The sequence below is a fragment of the Streptomyces sp. NPDC047974 genome (assembly GCF_040653375.1).
Lineage (GTDB): Bacteria > Actinomycetota > Actinomycetes > Streptomycetales > Streptomycetaceae > Streptomyces.
Genome location: NZ_JBEZNU010000001.1, coordinates 367,901 through 382,948 on the forward strand (window position 1 = coordinate 367,901; position 15,048 = coordinate 382,948).

The 15,048-nt window shown below is 73.7% G+C and carries 15 protein-coding genes and 1 pseudogene; 9 read left to right on the plus strand and 7 right to left on the minus strand.

Annotation, left to right across the window (positions count from 1 at the left end; genetic code table 11):
* Positions 1 to 94 precede the first annotated feature (94 nt).
* Positions 95 to 571, minus strand: coding sequence for a universal stress protein (locus tag AB0E19_RS01565; protein WP_362171394.1), 477 nt, complete (start codon positions 569 to 571; stop codon positions 95 to 97).
* A gap of 187 nt (positions 572 to 758) precedes the next feature.
* Here AB0E19_RS01565 and AB0E19_RS01570 point away from each other — a divergent pair, with 187 nt between their 5' ends.
* Positions 759 to 965, plus strand: coding sequence for a hypothetical protein (locus tag AB0E19_RS01570; RefSeq protein WP_362171397.1), 207 nt, complete (start codon positions 759 to 761; stop codon positions 963 to 965).
* A gap of 59 nt (positions 966 to 1,024) precedes the next feature.
* Positions 1,025 to 1,300, plus strand: a pseudogene (locus AB0E19_RS01575) (metallophosphoesterase family protein); the annotation flags it as partial.
* 5 nt (positions 1,301 to 1,305) lie between these two features.
* On the opposite strand, the gene AB0E19_RS01580 reads toward AB0E19_RS01575, so the two are convergent.
* Positions 1,306 to 1,629, minus strand: coding sequence for a plasmid stabilization protein (locus tag AB0E19_RS01580; RefSeq protein WP_362171400.1), 324 nt, complete (start codon positions 1,627 to 1,629; stop codon positions 1,306 to 1,308).
* A gap of 166 nt (positions 1,630 to 1,795) precedes the next feature.
* Here AB0E19_RS01580 and AB0E19_RS01585 point away from each other — a divergent pair, with 166 nt between their 5' ends.
* Positions 1,796 to 2,488 (plus strand): HAD family hydrolase, encoded by a 693-nt coding sequence (locus AB0E19_RS01585; protein WP_362171403.1) that lies wholly within the window; start codon positions 1,796 to 1,798, stop codon positions 2,486 to 2,488.
* Positions 2,489 to 2,560: 72 nt separating this feature from the next.
* On the opposite strand, the gene AB0E19_RS01590 is transcribed toward AB0E19_RS01585, so the two are convergent.
* The 3 genes from AB0E19_RS01590 to AB0E19_RS01600 form a co-directional block, all read right to left on the minus strand.
* Positions 2,561 to 3,223 (minus strand): deoxynucleoside kinase, encoded by a 663-nt coding sequence (locus tag AB0E19_RS01590; protein WP_362171406.1) that lies wholly within the window; start codon positions 3,221 to 3,223, stop codon positions 2,561 to 2,563.
* A 194-nt stretch (positions 3,224 to 3,417) separates the two neighbouring features.
* Entirely contained in the window at positions 3,418 to 4,299 is an 882-nt protein-coding gene (locus AB0E19_RS01595; protein WP_362171409.1) for a YegS/Rv2252/BmrU family lipid kinase, read from the minus strand.
* 59 nt (positions 4,300 to 4,358) lie between these two features.
* Complete coding sequence (locus AB0E19_RS01600; protein ID WP_362171412.1) at positions 4,359 to 5,954, minus strand: FAD-binding oxidoreductase; 1,596 nt, start codon at positions 5,952 to 5,954, stop codon at positions 4,359 to 4,361.
* A gap of 73 nt (positions 5,955 to 6,027) precedes the next feature.
* On the opposite strand from AB0E19_RS01600, the gene AB0E19_RS01605 reads away from it, so the two are divergent.
* The 5 genes from AB0E19_RS01605 (at position 6,028) to AB0E19_RS01625 (ending at position 11,087) form a co-directional block, all read left to right on the plus strand.
* Complete coding sequence (locus AB0E19_RS01605) at positions 6,028 to 6,627, plus strand: TetR/AcrR family transcriptional regulator (RefSeq protein ID WP_362171415.1); 600 nt, start codon at positions 6,028 to 6,030, stop codon at positions 6,625 to 6,627.
* Complete coding sequence (locus tag AB0E19_RS01610) at positions 6,624 to 8,234, plus strand: glycerol-3-phosphate dehydrogenase/oxidase (protein ID WP_362171418.1); 1,611 nt, start codon at positions 6,624 to 6,626, stop codon at positions 8,232 to 8,234. Before AB0E19_RS01605 ends, AB0E19_RS01610 begins: the two co-directional genes overlap by 4 nt.
* 118 nt (positions 8,235 to 8,352) lie before the next feature.
* The gene (locus AB0E19_RS01615) at positions 8,353 to 8,820 is read left to right on the plus strand and encodes a MarR family transcriptional regulator (RefSeq protein ID WP_362171421.1); all 468 of its coding nucleotides are present in this window, start codon (positions 8,353 to 8,355) and stop codon (positions 8,818 to 8,820) included.
* A gap of 195 nt (positions 8,821 to 9,015) precedes the next feature.
* On the plus strand, positions 9,016 to 10,230 hold the full coding sequence (locus AB0E19_RS01620; RefSeq protein ID WP_362171424.1) for an MFS transporter: 1,215 nt from the start codon (positions 9,016 to 9,018) through the stop codon (positions 10,228 to 10,230).
* A gap of 17 nt (positions 10,231 to 10,247) precedes the next feature.
* Positions 10,248 to 11,087 carry an aldo/keto reductase gene (locus AB0E19_RS01625; protein ID WP_362171427.1) on the plus strand — a complete coding sequence of 280 codons (840 nt, stop codon included), beginning with the start codon at positions 10,248 to 10,250 and terminating at the stop codon, positions 11,085 to 11,087.
* Positions 11,088 to 11,107: 20 nt separating this feature from the next.
* Here the strand turns inward: AB0E19_RS01625 and fabG are convergent, their stop codons facing one another.
* Entirely contained in the window at positions 11,108 to 11,905 is a 798-nt protein-coding gene (gene fabG, locus AB0E19_RS01630) for a 3-oxoacyl-ACP reductase FabG (RefSeq protein ID WP_362171431.1), read from the minus strand.
* 191 nt (positions 11,906 to 12,096) lie between these two features.
* On the opposite strand from fabG, the gene AB0E19_RS01635 reads away from it, so the two are divergent.
* Positions 12,097 to 13,605, plus strand: coding sequence for a DUF4246 domain-containing protein (locus AB0E19_RS01635; protein WP_362171434.1), 1,509 nt, complete (start codon positions 12,097 to 12,099; stop codon positions 13,603 to 13,605).
* A 64-nt stretch (positions 13,606 to 13,669) separates the two neighbouring features.
* On the opposite strand, the gene AB0E19_RS01640 is transcribed toward AB0E19_RS01635, so the two are convergent.
* Positions 13,670 to 15,025 carry a DUF5685 family protein gene (locus tag AB0E19_RS01640; RefSeq protein WP_362171437.1) on the minus strand — a complete coding sequence of 452 codons (1,356 nt, stop codon included), beginning with the start codon at positions 15,023 to 15,025 and terminating at the stop codon, positions 13,670 to 13,672.
* Positions 15,026 to 15,048: the final 23 nt, after the last annotated feature.

Here is a 15,048-nt window from a genome sequence, read left to right on the forward strand (position 1 = left end):
GGCGGGGCGGGGCGGCGCCCGCGCGGGCGTCCTGGGGTGCCGCGAGAAGCCCGGCTCACCGCCCGGCGGTGACGCCCGCATGTCACCTGCCGTGTCACCCGGCGTCCGCCTCCGCCGGGGCGGTGGTGCCGGGGCGGACGATGACGACCGGGCAGGAGGCGTGCAGGGCGCACTGCTGGCCGACGGACCCCAGAAGGAGGCTCGCGAAGCCCCCGCGGCCCCGGCTGCCGACGACCAGCAGGTCCGCGCCTTCCGAGGCTTCGGTCAGGACGCCGGCCGGGTTGCCTCGGGCCACGTGTTCTTCGAGCGGCACGTCGCCGGTCGCGCCGAGCACGTCGCGTATCTCCTCGGTCATCGCCTGTCTGGCGTGGTCCGCGTCGAAGGCGGCGTCCACCGCCGGCGCGGACCGGCCCGCCGCTCCGGGCACGTCGTACGCGCCCCAGACCTCCAGCCTCGCCCCCGTCACGCGCGCCTGCCCCGCCGCCCAGCGCAGGGCTTCGTACGAGGCCGTGGAGCCGTCCACTCCGACGACGATGCGCCGGGCGTTCCCGGAGTGCCTGCCGGTGTTCATGGCACACTCCCTTCACAGCGAGCCGACCGTGCGAGCCGGCCCCCTCAACCGACCGGTACCCGGGCTCGCGTCCGCTACGCGCGTCCGTCGACGCGGATGCCGCCCGTGCCGTCGCGATCCGTCGCGCGGTCACGGGGACTGCGCGGGCGCGGGCCGGGTACACGCGGTGCGAGAACGGAGAGGCGGAATGGTCCCCATGGTCACGTACGCGGAGCACCGAGGGCACACCGACGGGCGCCCGCACGGCCCGAGGCTGACGGACGTCGAGTTCCGGGCCCTGATGCGGGAGGCCCGCGCGGAGACCCGTCGCCGCTCCCTGGGCGACCCGCCGACGGGAGAGGCCGACTTCGCGCTGCGCACGCAGCACGCCGAGTTCGGGGCGGGGGCGCACTGAAGGACGCGTGAGGGCCGTCACCGCGAGGTGACCGCGCCGTCTCTCGGGCGCGGCGCATCTGCGACATCCGCGTCGCCCTGACCCACTTCTCGCCCGTCCCCGACACCCTGGCCGGTGAGCCCGTCGAGATCTATCCCTTCCTCGGCAGCTACCTCCTCGCGGAGGCGATCGACTCCATGGGCGCGGACCTCGCCGTCCACGGCCACGCCCACCTCGGGACGGAGCACGGCATGACGGCCGGCGGGGTCCGCGTGCGCAACGTCGCCCAGCCGGTCATCGACCGCGCGTTCGCGCTCTACGAGGTGCCGGTCTCCCCCGGGACCACTGCCCCTTGACGTCTCTAGTGGCCGAGCTTCCGCTTGAGCTCCGCCTTGTCCATCCGGGACCGTCCGTGGAGGTTGCGCCGCTGGGCCTCGGCGTACAGCTGGTCGTACGTGGGCCCCTCGGAGCCGCTGTGCGACCGCTTGCCGCCGCGGCGCGAGGACGACATGTCCTGCGTGGAGCTCTTGCTCGCCGTCCTGGACTCGCCCGAGCGTGCCCGCTCCTTGTTCACGGTGCGGGCGGCGATCTCCTTCGCGCGCTTCTCGCTCTCGCCCCGGTCCAGGGCGCTCTCCTTGATGTGCTCGTACTGCCGCTCCCGCTTGGCACTGGATCCACGAGGCATGGCGGGTTCCTTCCCCACGCGCCCTGCCCGGGCGGCAGGGCCTTCCCTGCGCGGCTGCCCCTTCCACCGGGCTTCATGCGGGCGGCGCGGGTGCGGATGGGAGGACCCCGGCCGGGTAGTCGCGTGACCGGACCGGGGCGACGGGGCCCGGCGTGAGGAGGACACCATGACTGCGCGTGCGGCACGAGCGTCCCGGGGCGCCGCCCTGTTCGACGTCGACGGGACCCTGGTGGACACCACCTACCTCCACACCGTCACCTGGTGGCAGGCGCTGCGCCGGCACGGTCACGACGTACCGATGTCCCGCATCCACCACGCCATCGGCATGGGCGCGGACCGCCTCCTCGACGCGGTCCTCGGCGAGCGGCGCCGACGCTCCGAGGACGGGGCGATCGCCGACGCGCACGGCGCCCTCTATGCCGCCTGGTACGAGAATCTCCGCCCCTTCGAGGGCGCGACGGAGCTGCTGCGCGCCGTGGCCGCACGGGGATGGAGGATCGTGCTCGCGAGCTCGGCCTCCGAGGAGGAGGTCGCCGCCGTCCGCGGGCTGCTGGACGCCGACGACGTGATCGAGGCGGCCACCTCGGGCGGGGACGTGGACGCCACCAAGCCGGCGCCCGACCTCGTCGAGGCCGCCCTGGAGGCGGTGGGGGCCGAGCCCGAGGACGCCGTCTTCGTCGGCGACACCGTGTGGGACGTCGAGGCCGCCGGGCGGGCCGGGCTGCCGTGCGTCGGCCTGCTGACGGGCGGCGCGACGCGCGCCGAGCTGGAGGAGGCGGGCGCGGTGCTCGTCTGCGAGGACGTCGCGACCCTGCTGCGGCGGATCGACACCAGCCCGCTGTCCCGGCCCCCGGAGTGACCGTCGGGCCGGCCGGGGGCACCGGGGCTCAGCCGCCGGCGTCCTCCCGCCGGCTTCCTCCGGCGCGCGGGCTCAGGCGCGGGACCTGGCCTCGGCCAGGGCGTCCTTGACCTGCTGCACCACGCGGGCGGCGTCGTCGGGGACGTTCACGACGTCGGTGCGGTTCATGTCGATGACCAGGACCTCGCTGGCCGAGTAGTGCTTGTGCACCCAGTCGTCGTAGCCGGACCACAGGGTCCGGTAGTACTCCACGAGGGCCTCGTCCTGCTCGAAGTCGCGGCCGCGCAGTCCGATGCGCTTCATCACCGTCTCGAAGTCCGCCTGCAGGTAGACCATGAGGTCGGGTGCCTTGCGGTACGGCAGGCCGTCGATCTCGCGCATCATCTCGTCCAGGAGGCCCTCGTAGACCTGCATCTCGAGGGAGCTGATGCGGCCCAGGTCGTGGTTGACCTTGGCGAAGTACCAGTCCTCGTAGATGGACCGGTCGAGGACGTTGTCACCCTGCTTGTACGCCTCCTTGATCGACGCGAAGCGCGTCTGCAGGAAGTAGAGCTGGAGCAGGAAGGGGTACCGCTTGGCCTGGATCTCCTCGGGGCTCGCCGTGTAGAAGAGCGGCAGGATCGGGTTGTCGTCCACGCTCTCGTAGAAGACGTCGCTGCCCAGCTCCTTCGCCAGAAGCTCGGCCACACTCGTCTTGCCGATCCCGATCATGCCTCCGACGCAGATCACCGACATACCTCACTTCTCCCTGGGATTCCTGTTCACGGCGAGAGCCGGGTGCCCCCCCTCCGCCCCGGACACGTCACGGCGGTCAGTCGGTTCCCCAGGATCTTCATGATCGATGTCACGCGGTCCCCGCCCGGGCCTCACAAGCCGCTGCGCGGGTGCCGCCCAGAAGCATAGTTGACCCGGGCGGACCGGCGTCCTGGTCAGGCCAGGACGCGGAGGGCCGCCGGCATCGTCCTGAGGGTGACCGGCAGGGTGGCGTCGACCTCGCCGTCCGCGCCGTACGGCAGGGGGCGGTCGGCTTCGATGCGGACCTCCTTGCCGCGGAGGATCTCGATCTCGGGGCGGTTCACGTGGGCGCCCGTCTTGAGCTCGTTCATCATGGCGAAGAAGAGGCGCTTGGGCGCCTCCTTGATGACGACGACGTCGAGGAGGCCGTCGTCGACGCGGGCGCCCGGGGCGATGTTCCGGCCGAATCCGTAGAAGCCGGAGTTGGCCGCGACCACGGAGTAGCCGCGGTGTTCGTGCCGGATCCCGTCGATCGTGACCCGGTACGCGGCGGGCTTCCAGGCGAGGACGGCCCGGAGGCCTCCGGCGTAGTAGGAGGCCGCTCCGCGCAGGAGACGGGAGGCGTTGGCGTGGTGGTTGGCCACCGCGTCGACGCCCGCGTACACGCTGCCGAGGACGCAGACGCCGGCGTGCCGGGCCGACCGCACCTCGATGGTGTCGACGGCGCGCGGTTCCCCGTCGAGGAGGATCTTGACGAGGCCCGGGGCGTCGGTGGGGAGGCCCAGGGCGCGGGCGAAGTCGTTGCCGCGGCCCGCGGGGACCAGGCCGAAGACGGTGTCCGTGCCGCTGAGCGCGCCGCCGACGGTGCCGGCCATGCCGTCACCGCCGACGGCGAGCACGACGTGCCCCTTCTCCCCGGCCTCCCGGGCGACTTCCCGCGCGTGTTCCAGGCTGCGGCTGTACACGGTGTCGAGCCGCGCGCCCGCCTCCCGCAGCAGCCGGGCCACCGGGAGCAGGCTCGCCGTGCCGCTGGATCCCCCTGCGGTGGGGTTGACGACGGCGGTGAACTGTCGCATGGAACTGGCCTCCGGGCGGCGCGATGAGAGGGTCGGGAAGGGGCGGGACGGGGTGGTGCTCAGCGGACGGGGATGAGGACCCCGGGGCTGAGCACGCCGGTCGGGTCGACCTCGGCCTTGACCGCCTGGAGCATACGGATGCCGAGCGGGCCGACCTCGCGGGCGTACCAGTCGCGATGGTCGGTGCCGACGCCGTGGTGGTGGCTGATGGTGCCGCCCGCGGCCAGGATCGCGTCGTTCGCCGCCCGCTTCACCGGCGCCCAGTGCGCGACGGCGTCCTCGCCCTGCGCGGAGACGACGGTGAAGTACAGCGAGGCGCCGTTCTCGTAGGTGTGCGAGATGTGGCACATGACGAGGGGCGGGGTGCCGGCCTCGGTGAGGGTGGCGGTCAGCGCGTCGCGCACGGCCGTGTAGAGGCCCGGGATCGCGGACCAGAAGGCGGCCGTCTCCAGCGTCTCGGCGAACGCACCGGCGTCGAGGAGCGCGTCGCGCAGATAGGGGGCGTTGTAGCGGCCGTGCTCCCACTTGTCGCCCGCCTCCTCGCCGATGAACTCGCCGTCGCAGGCGAGGAGGACCTCGCGCGCGGCGGCGCGGCGGGCGGCCGTGTCGGCCTCGGTGCCCTCGAAGCCGACGATGGCCATGCAGCCGGGGTTCTCGGGGAGCGCGGTGGAGCCGATGGCGTCCGGCTGGGCCAGGCCGATGAAGGTCTCGGACTCGTCGGAGAGCCGCAGCACGGTGGGCCGGGGACCGTCCTGGGCGAGGCGGCGCAGGGCGGCCGTGCCGGCCTCGAAGGAGGCGAAGCGCCAGCCTTCGTAGATCCGCTTCTGCGGCAGCGGGCGGATGCGCACGGTCACCGAGGTGATCACGCCGAGGGCGCCCTCGGAGCCGAGGATCAGCTGGCGCAGGTCGGGGCCTGCGGCGGAGCGCGGGGCGCGGCCGGTGGACAGGGTGCCCTCGGGGGTCGCGACCTCCAGGCCGAGGACCATCTCGTCGAAGCGGCCGTAGCCGGCGGAGGCCTGGCCGCTGGAGCGGGCCGCGGCGAATCCGCCGAGGGTCGCCCACTCGAAGGACTGGGGGAAGTGGCCGAGGGTCCAGCCCCGCTCGTTGAGGAGCGCCTCGGCCTGCGGGCCGCGCAGGCCGGGGTGGAGGGTGGCGGTGCGCGAGATCTCGTCGAGGGCGAGCAGCCGGTCGAGGCGCCGCAGGTCGAGGGCGACGAAGGGGCGCTTCGTGGTGGGGGCGAGGCCGCCGACGACGGAGGTGCCGCCGCCGAAGGGGACGGCGGAGAGGCCGTGGTCCGCGCAGGCGCGCAGGACGGCGAGGACCTCGTCGTGGCTTCCCGGGAGGACGACGGCGGCGGGGATGTCGTCGACCTCGCCGGCGCGGATGCGCAGGAGGTCGGGGGTGGACTTGCCGCGGGTGTGCCGGATGCGGCTCTCGGCGTCGTCCCGTACGCCGTCGGGCGCCGCGACGGCGGCGCGCAGGGCGCCGCTCGCCTGCTCGGTGAGTGCCGGGGCGGGCACGTCGATGTCGGTGAGGGCGGAGGGTCCGCTCTCACGGGGCGTGACGCCGAGCAGGTCCCGCAGCAGTCCGGTCACCGATTCGGGCAGGGGCGCCGCCTTGGCCGGGTCGCCCCAGCCGCTCCACAACATGTCCACTTCGAGAGGTTCCTCACGGTCTGTTTCAGGGACGGCGCTGCCGCTCGGCCCTCACTGCATTACACTGTGACAGATGACGCCCATTCGTCACAACCATGCGGACGCAGATCCCGTCCTCGACGCGGCACGGGACTGCGTGCTCGCCGTCGGCGTACGGCGAACCACCCTCACCGACGTCGCCCGGCGGGCCGGCGTGTCCCGGATGACCCTCTACCGGCGCTGGCCCGACGTCCGGAGCCTCGTCGGCGACCTGATGACCCGCGAGTGGATCGCGGTCGCCGCCGGCGCCATGCCGCCCGTCGACGACGACCGGCCCGAACGGGAGCGGATCGTCGAAGGGCTCGTGGCAGGCGTCGCCGCCTTCCGGTCCCATCCGCTGTTCCAGAAGATCCTCGACGTCGACCCCGAGCTGCTGCTGCCGTACGTCCTCGACCGGCGGGGCGCCAGCCAGGACGCCCTGCTCGGGCTGCTCGTCACGGCCCTGGAGGAGGGGCACGAGGACGGTTCCGTCCGCCTCGCCCACCCCGACCTGCAGGCCCGGTCCCTGCTGCTCGTCGTCCAGTCCTTCACGCTCTCGCTGCGCACCATGGCCGACGCGGGCGATCCCGAACTGAGCGAAGCCGCCTTCCTCGACGAGCTGCGCACCCTGCTGGAGAGGAACCTCGCCCCGTGAACCCCACGAGCACTCCCCCGAGCGGCACCGCCCTGCCCGGCTCCTCGCTCGACGCCGAGCGGCGCCGGCGCGAACTGGACCGGCTCGCCGACGGCGAGACCGTCGACGTCCTCGTCGTCGGGCTCGGCGCCACCGGAGCCGGAGCCGCGCTCGACGCCGCCACCCGCGGGCTGAGCGTCGCCGCGATCGACGCCCACGACCTGGCGTTCGGCACCTCCCGCTGGAGCTCCAAGCTGATCCACGGCGGACTGCGCTACCTCGCCACCGGGCAGCTCGACGTCGCCCACGAGAGCGCCGTCGAGCGCGGCATCCTCATGGAACGCACCGCCCCGCACCTGGTCCGCGCCCAGCCCTTCGTGCTCCCGCTCACCCCGCTCGTGAGCCGCGGCCAGGCGGCCCTCGCCCGGGCCGGGTTCGTCGCGGGCGACCTGCTGCGGGTCGGCGCGCGCACCTCGCGGCGCACGCTGCCGCAGCCGCGCACGCTGTCGGCCGTCGAGACCCGCCACCTCGCCCCCGCCCTGCGCCCGGTCGGCCTGCGCGGCGGACTGCTCTCCTGGGACGGCAAGCTCTCCGACGACGCGCGCCTGGTGACCGCGATCGCCCGCACCGCCGCCGCCTACGGCGCGCGGATCCTCACCCGCGCCCGGGCCCTGGAGCTGCGCGGCGACGGCGCGCTGGTACGCGACGAGACCACCGGGCAGGAGCTGCGCATCCGCGCCCGCACCGTCGTCAACGCGACCGGCGTCTGGGCGGGCGGTCTCGTCGACGACGTACGGCTCCGGCCCTCGCGCGGCACGCACCTGGTCCTGCGCTCCGAGACCCTCGGCCGGCTCTCCGCCGGACTGCACATCCCGATCCCCGGCGAGACGAACCGCTTCGTCCTGGTACTGCCGCAGGGCGACGGCCGGGTGTACGTCGGCCTCACCGACGAGCCCGTCGACGGCGACGTCCCCGACGTGCCGGAGGTCCCGGAGACCGACATCGGCTTCCTCCTCGACGTCCTCGGCTCCGCCCTCGACGTCACCGTCCGCCGCTCCGACGTGGTCGGGGCCTTCGCCGGGCTGCGGCCCCTGCTCGACACCCGGGACCCGGAAGGCCGCACCGCCGACATCTCGCGCAAGCACGCGGTGCTGACCTCGCCCGACGGCGTCGTGACGGTCGTCGGCGGGAAGCTGACCACCTACCGCCGCATGGCCCAGGACGCCGTCGACGCGGCCGTCGCCGTCCGCGACCTGCCCGCCGGCCCCTGCCGCACCGCCTCCGTCCCGCTCGTCGGCGCGGCCCGCCCGGCGGTCCTCGCCGGACTCGACGTGCCGCCCCGCCTCGTCCAGCGGTACGGCTCCGAGGCCCCGGCCGTCCACGCCCTCGGGACCGAGGACCCCGCCCTCGCCGAGCCCGTCGTGCCCGGGCACCCCGTGACCGGCGCCGAACTCGTGTGGGCGGTCCGCCACGAGGGCGCCCTCGACACCTCCGACCTCCTCGACCGCCGCACCCGGGTCGGCGTGGTCCCGGAGGACCGCGCCCTCGCGGAGGAGGCGGCCCGCGACGCCCTCGCCCGCGCGACCCCGGCCCGGCTGGGGCACGGCACGGGCACCGGCGCCGGGTGACCGGCGGCCGGGGCGGTCGACCCGGGTTACTTGTGTCCGCGCGATATCCGCATCCGCCGATATTTGCTCCACCGGCGTATCCTGGGCGTCGACAGCCCGCGGAAGGAGACCGGAACCCATGACCGCCACGGACCCCGCGCTCACCGCGCTCGCCAGCCGCTGGGGCGCGCTCTCCCTGCTGCACGACCGGATCGAGTCGCACGTCGAGCGGGCCCTGCAGTCGGGCCACGGACTGAGCGCGCGGGAGTACTCCCTGCTCGACGTGCTCGGCCGGCAGCACGACGGCGAAGGCGGCCACCTGCAGATGAAGCAGGTCGCCGACGCCGTCGTCCTGAGCCAGAGCGCCACGACGCGCCTGGTCACCCGCCTGGAGGACCGCGGACTGCTGGCGCGGTACCTGTGCCCGACCGACCGGCGCGGCATCTACACCGAGGTGACCCCGGCCGGCCGGGAGCTCCTCGGCGCGGCCCGGCCGACCAACGACGCCGCGCTGCGGCAGGCGCTGGACGAGGCGGCCGGGAACCCCGAGCTGGCCCCGCTGGTCGCGGCCGTCGAGGCCGTCGACGTACCGGCGCCGCGCGCGTAGCCCCCCCGCCCGCCACACCCCACCCCCGACCGGGCTTCACGCCCGGGCGGGGGTTCTTCATTGCACCCGCCCACACCACGCAGACGCCCACACCTCCAACCCGACACTTGCCCGCGTTTGCAATTAACGCGCGTCTGCAATTATTGTGAGAGCACGCAAGGAGCTCGCTCAAGCAACAAGGAAGGGTTGGGCCCAATGCCGCTCGCACTACTCGCCCTGGCCGTGGGGGCCTTCGGAATCGGCACGACCGAGTTCGTCATCATGGGGCTGCTGCCCCAGATCGCCGGCGACTACGGCGTCTCCATCCCCACCGCCGGTCTCCTCGTCACCGGCTACGCACTCGGCGTCGTCATCGGAGCCCCGCTCCTCACCGTGCTCGGCGGCCGGGTCAGCCGCAAACGCATGCTCATGGTGCTGATGGGCCTGTTCGTGGCCGGGAACCTGGTCTCCGCCCTCGCCCCCACCTTCGAGGTCATGCTCGCCGGGCGCGTGGTCGCCTCCCTCGCCCACGGCTCCTTCTTCGGCATCGGGTCCGTCGTCGCGGCCGGCCTCGTCGCCCCCGACAAGAAGGCCGGCGCCATCGCCACCATGTTCACCGGCCTCACCGTCGCCAACATCGTCGGCGTCCCCCTGGGCACCTACATCGGGCAGGCCGTCGGCTGGCGCACCACCTTCGTCCTCGTCGCCGCCCTCGGCGTCGTCGGACTCGCCGGCATCGCCCGTCTCGTCCCCGCCATGCCCCGCCCCGCGAGCGCGAACCTGGGCCGCGAGCTCACCGCCTTCCGCAACCCCCAGGTCCTGCTCGCCATGGCGATGACCGTCCTCGGCTTCGGCGGCGTCTTCGCCGCCATCACCTACATCGCGCCGATGATGACCGAGACCGCCGGGTACTCGGAGGGCGCCGTCACCTGGCTGCTGGTCCTCTTCGGGGTCGGCATGTTCCTCGGCAACCTGCTCGGCGGACGCTACGCCGACCGCGCCCTGATGCCCCTGCTCTACACGACCCTCGGCGGACTCGCCGTCGTCCTAGGCCTGTTCACCTTCGCCGCGCACGACAAGATCCTCGCCGCGATCGCCGTCTTCCTCGTCGGAGCACTCGGCTTCGCCACCGTCCCGCCCCTCCAGAAGCGCGTCCTCGACCAGGCCCACGGCGCCCCCACCCTCGCCTCCGCGGTCAACATCGGCGCCTTCAACCTCGGCAACGCCCTCGCCGCCTGGCTCGGCGGCCTCGTCATCGCCGCGGGGCTCGGCTACACCGCCCCGAACTGGGTCGGCGCCGTCCTCGCCGCCACCGCACTCGCCCTCGCCCTCTGGTCCGCCGCGCTCGAACGCCGCACCACCAGGACCAGCACCGTCGTGGCCCAGGCCACCCCGGCCCGCACCACCGAGCCCACCGCGCTCACCAAGTGAAGGAACACGTACCCACCATGGCACCGTCCACCACCCCCGTCGTCCCCACCGTCACGCTGAACAACGGCGTCGAGATCCCCCAGCTCGGCTTCGGCGTCTTCCAGGTCGCCGACGACGCGACCACCGCCGCCGTCACGGCCGCCCTCGACGCCGGATACCGCAGCATCGACACCGCCGCCGTCTACGGCAACGAGGCGGGCGTCGGCCGGGCCCTCGCCGACTCCGGGATCGCCCGCGAGGAGCTCTTCGTCACCACCAAGCTGTGGAACGCCGACCAGGGCCACGACGCCACCCTCCGGGCCTTCGACGCCAGCCTCGCCAAGCTCGGCCTGGACTACGTCGACCTGTACCTGATCCACTGGCCGACCCCGGCACGCGACCTGTACCGCGACTCCTGGCGCGCCCTCGAACGGCTCGCCGCGGAGGGCCGGATCCGCGCCGCCGGCGTCTCCAACTTCCAGCCCGAGCACCTGCGCCGCCTGCTCGACGGCGCCACGCTGACCCCGGCCGTCAACCAGGTCGAACTGCACCCCGCGCTCCAGCAGTCCGAGCTGCGCGCCTTCCACGGCGAGCACGGGATCGCCACCGAGGCCTGGAGCCCGCTGGCCCAGGGCGCGGTCCTCGACGACCCGGCGATCGAAGCGATCGCCGCCGCGCACGGCACGTCGCCCGCCCAGGTCGTCATCCGCTGGCACCTCCAGCTCGGCAACGTGGTCATCCCGAAGTCGGTCACCCCGGCCCGGATCCGGGCCAACTTCGACGTCTTCGGCTTCGTCCTGACGGACGAGGAGATGGCGGTGATCGCCGGTCTCGACCGCGGCCTGCGCACCGGCCCGCACCCCGACGAGCTGAACTGACCCGCGCGGCCGGTGGGGCCTCAGGCCGTGCCGGTCGCCGTGGCGAGGGCGTCCAGGGATTCGGGGACCGTCTGGCCGCCGTCGACGGTGAGGGTCTGGCCGGTGATGAAGGCGGCCTCGTCCGAGGCGAGGAAGCCGACGGCGTGGGCGATGTCGGCGGTCTCCCCCAGCCGGCCCAGCGGGATCGACGCGGCCATCCGCCGCAGGTACTCCTCGCCCAGCGCGTCCAGGCCCTCGGTGCGGACGTTCCCGGGGAGCACCGCGTTGACGGTGATGCCCAGCGGGGCCAGTTCGAGCGCCGCCCCGCGCAGGAAGCCCAGCTGGCCCGCCTTGCTCGCGCCGTAGTGGGACCAGCCGGTGTAGCCGGTGGTCGGTCCGGTGATGGACGAGGTCAGGACGACGCGGCCGTGCCCGGCGCGTTCCATCGCCGGCAGGCACGCCCGTACGGCGAGGATCGTGCCCCGGAGATTGACGGCGAGGACGTCGTCGACGTCGGCCGCGGTCATCTCGCGCAGCGGCTTCTCGGGGAAGACCCCGGCGTTCGCGCAGAGGACGTCGACGTGTCCGTGGAGGCGTTCCGCCTCGGCCGCCATCGCCTCGACCACGGCCGGGTCGCGGAGGTCCACACCGGTCCCCGCGACCCGCCCGCCGGTGGCGCGGGCGACCTCCCCGGCCACCGCGCGCGCCACGGCCGCGTCCCGGCCGGTCAGGAGCACGGCCGCGCCCCGGCGGGCGAAGAGTTCCGCGATGCCCCGTCCGATACCGCGCGTCCCTCCCGTCACGACGACGGACCGCTCTCGCCAAGGGGTGCTGGTCATGGGCCGCCCCGTCCTCTCCACGTCACTCACCGGTCGGTGCCCTCACCGTAGGCGACCGGCTCGCGCGCCCGTGAGACCGTTTTCGGGCCACCCGCTCAGGCGGCGCGGATCTCACCCGTACGAGTCATCCGACGCGCGCCGGCTGGCATATCCTTCCCGCCATCGCACGTCGACTCGAAGGACCCAGAGCATTGACCGGCTTCACCGCTTTCCCCCTGCCCTTCCACTCCACCCGTACGCTCCCGTTCACTCCGCCGCGGACCCTGCGGGAGCTGGAGATGATGGAGTGCAGCGCCCATGTCCGGGCGAAATCGGGGTGGTTCGAGAAGAGGAACGACGCCGACATCGTGGCCCGGTGGACGCGGGAGGCGGTCGCTCAGGGGCTCACCGAGGCGCAGGTGGCGTACGTGCTCGCCGAACTCGCGCACTACGCCGCGCTGAGGGACGAGGCGACCGGTGCCGAGGTGTCCGCGGTCGACGGCGTGTGGCAGTCGGACGCGCTCGTCGACGAGTCTCTGAGGGCCCGGCTGCGGGACGCGGTGCGGGTCCTGGAGGAGGTGCCCGAGGCGGAGAAGGACTGGCATCCCGGCTCCGACGGCCAGGTGCTCGACCTCGTGCACCCCTCCCTGTTCTGCCTGGTGCGGGAGGTGAGCGGCGCGCCCGTGGAGGCGTGGCGCAACCCGACGGACCGGTACTCGACGTACGAGTTCTCGGAGCGGTTCCAGTGGCTGCCCACGGACGTCGAGGTCGACGACGAGGGCGAGGTCGCCCTCCTCTCGTACGTCAACAACGTCCACCCCGAGGCCCATCGCGAACTCGGCGCCGTGCTCCCTGAGCTGTTCGGAAGGATGCGTCCGCTGTTCGAGCGGGTGCTCACCGATCTGCGCCATCCCCGGCCGCTGCGCATCGAGGCCGATCCCTACGGGTGGTACGGCGCGGAGCCGAAGTATCCGGCCAAGTCCGCCTACGCCGACGCCACGGCGTACCAGGAGGCCTACGAGGCGTGGGTGGAGGCCCACGACGACTGGTACGACAACCGCACCCCGGTCGTCCCGGACGCCCCGGAGTTCACCGCGCCCGAGGGGCCCGCCGAGGCCGACCGGGTCGATCTGCGCGGTCGCCGGCTCCAGGTGATCGTCAAGCTCGCCACCATCCACCTGACCCCGGAGAAGCCCGAGTACGCCGGCGGCTCCTGGCACGTCGAGGGGATGGTGAACGAGCGCATCGTCTCGACCGGGCTCTACTACTGGGACAGCGAGAACATCACCGAGAGCCGTCTCGGCTTCCGGGCGGCGCTCGACGATCCGGAGTACCAGCAGAGCGACGACACCGGTGTGCGCGAGGTCTACGGCCTGGAGAACGAGGAGGCGCTGAACCAGGTGCTGGGGTCGGCGTCGACGCCGCAGGGCCGGTGCCTGGCCTTCCCGAACGTCCTCCAGCACCGCGTCGACGCGTTCCGGCTCGCGGACCCCACCCGTCCGGGGCACCGCAAGATCCTCGCGTTCTTCCTGGTCGACCCCTCGCAGCGGATCGTCTCGACGGCCGACGTGCCGCCGCAGCAGCCGTGGTCCGCCACCTCGACCATGACGCTGGAACAGGCCAAGACCTTCCGCGAAGAGCTCATGAAGGAACGGAAGTTCTTCGTCGACGAGCACAACGAGCAGCTCTACGAGCGGGAGTTCTCCCTCTGCGAGCACTGAGCCGTGGCGCGCGCCGCCCCGGCACCCCTGTGAAGGGGGTGCCGGGGCGGCGCGCCCGTCTCGCTCAGTCGCAGCAGCAGTCGCAGCACTTGCACGGGTTGCAGCAGCCCCCGCCACCGTCGCCGCAGCCACCACCGCCCGAGCCGCCGCCCGAACCGCCGGAGCCGCCGGAGCCGCTGCCGAAACCGCCCGACCCGCCTGAACCACCCGACGAGCCACCGGAGTTGCCGCCGCCTCCGCGTCCGCCGAACCAGCCGTCGCCACCGGAGCCACCGGAGCCGCTGGAGCCGCCGGAGCCGCCGCTCCCGCCGCCGTCGCCGAACCGCACGGACTCCAGGTCCTCGCCCTCGATCCCGTCGTCGCAGCGGCAGCATTCGTAGCACAGCTTGCAGTCGGGGCACTGGCGGCGCCACTGGCCGCACCGACCGCACTCCCGGTCCGGCGGCCGGTTCGCCGCCGTCACGCCGTCCTCCAGCGCCGCGAGTGTCTCCGTGCGACGACCCGGCAGGGGCAGCAGGCCGAGCAGCCGCGGCCGGCTCTCGTGCCGATGGGTGTGGTGACGGTGCCGAGGGTCGAAGGCGCGATCGACGGCGCGCTCCAACTCGCCGCCGAGCAGGGTGCGTACGAGTCGCCCGTCGACGAAGTCGGCCTCGGCCAGGGCCAGTCGGATGCCGTGGACGGCGTCGTCGCAGAGCCGTCGCACCTCGGCGCGGTCCGTGCCGGTCACGGCGATCGGGTTCCACGCGCCCGAGGCCGCGTCCGTGTCCAGGTCCTCCACCGCGTCCAGCAGATGGGCCAGCCGACCGAAGAGCCGCCCCGCCTCCGCGAGGGGTCCGGCGTTGCCGGGGCGGTCGGTGAGGACCGCCGTGTAGGCGAAGGCGGCCGCGGTCGCCGTCTCCGTCGGCTCGGTCACCGTCAGCAGCGAGCCGCCGAGGCCGGTGACCCGCTCGATCTCCGGCTGACGTTCGACCGCGTCGACCAGCACCGCCGTGTCGAAGCCGAGCCGTTCGCCGCCCGCCGCGCCCGCGCGGTCCCAGCCGCGCGCGATCCGACGGGCCGCCAGCGCCACCGGGCGGCGGGCCACCAGGCCGTCGCCGTCGGCGACGTGGTCGCGTATCTTCGCCGCGGCGAGCACCAGCGACACCGTCGCCGCGAGCCGCGCGCCCTCGCCCTGGGCCACGTCCGCCGACCGCATCCCGCGCAGCGGGCAGGGACCGGCGGCCCGCCGCCAGTCCCCGGTGCGCTCCGACTGCGCCTCGGTCAGCACCGAGACGATCAGGCCGTCGTAGTTGGTCGCCACCCGCGCGAACTGCCCGTACTCGCCGCGCAGCGCCAGGCACAGACCGCACAGGTGCGCCATCCACTCCGTACGCAGGCCCTCGCCCAGCCGATGACGGCATGGCCTGATGATTCCGAACACCGTAGTTCTCCCCCCGTGGAAAG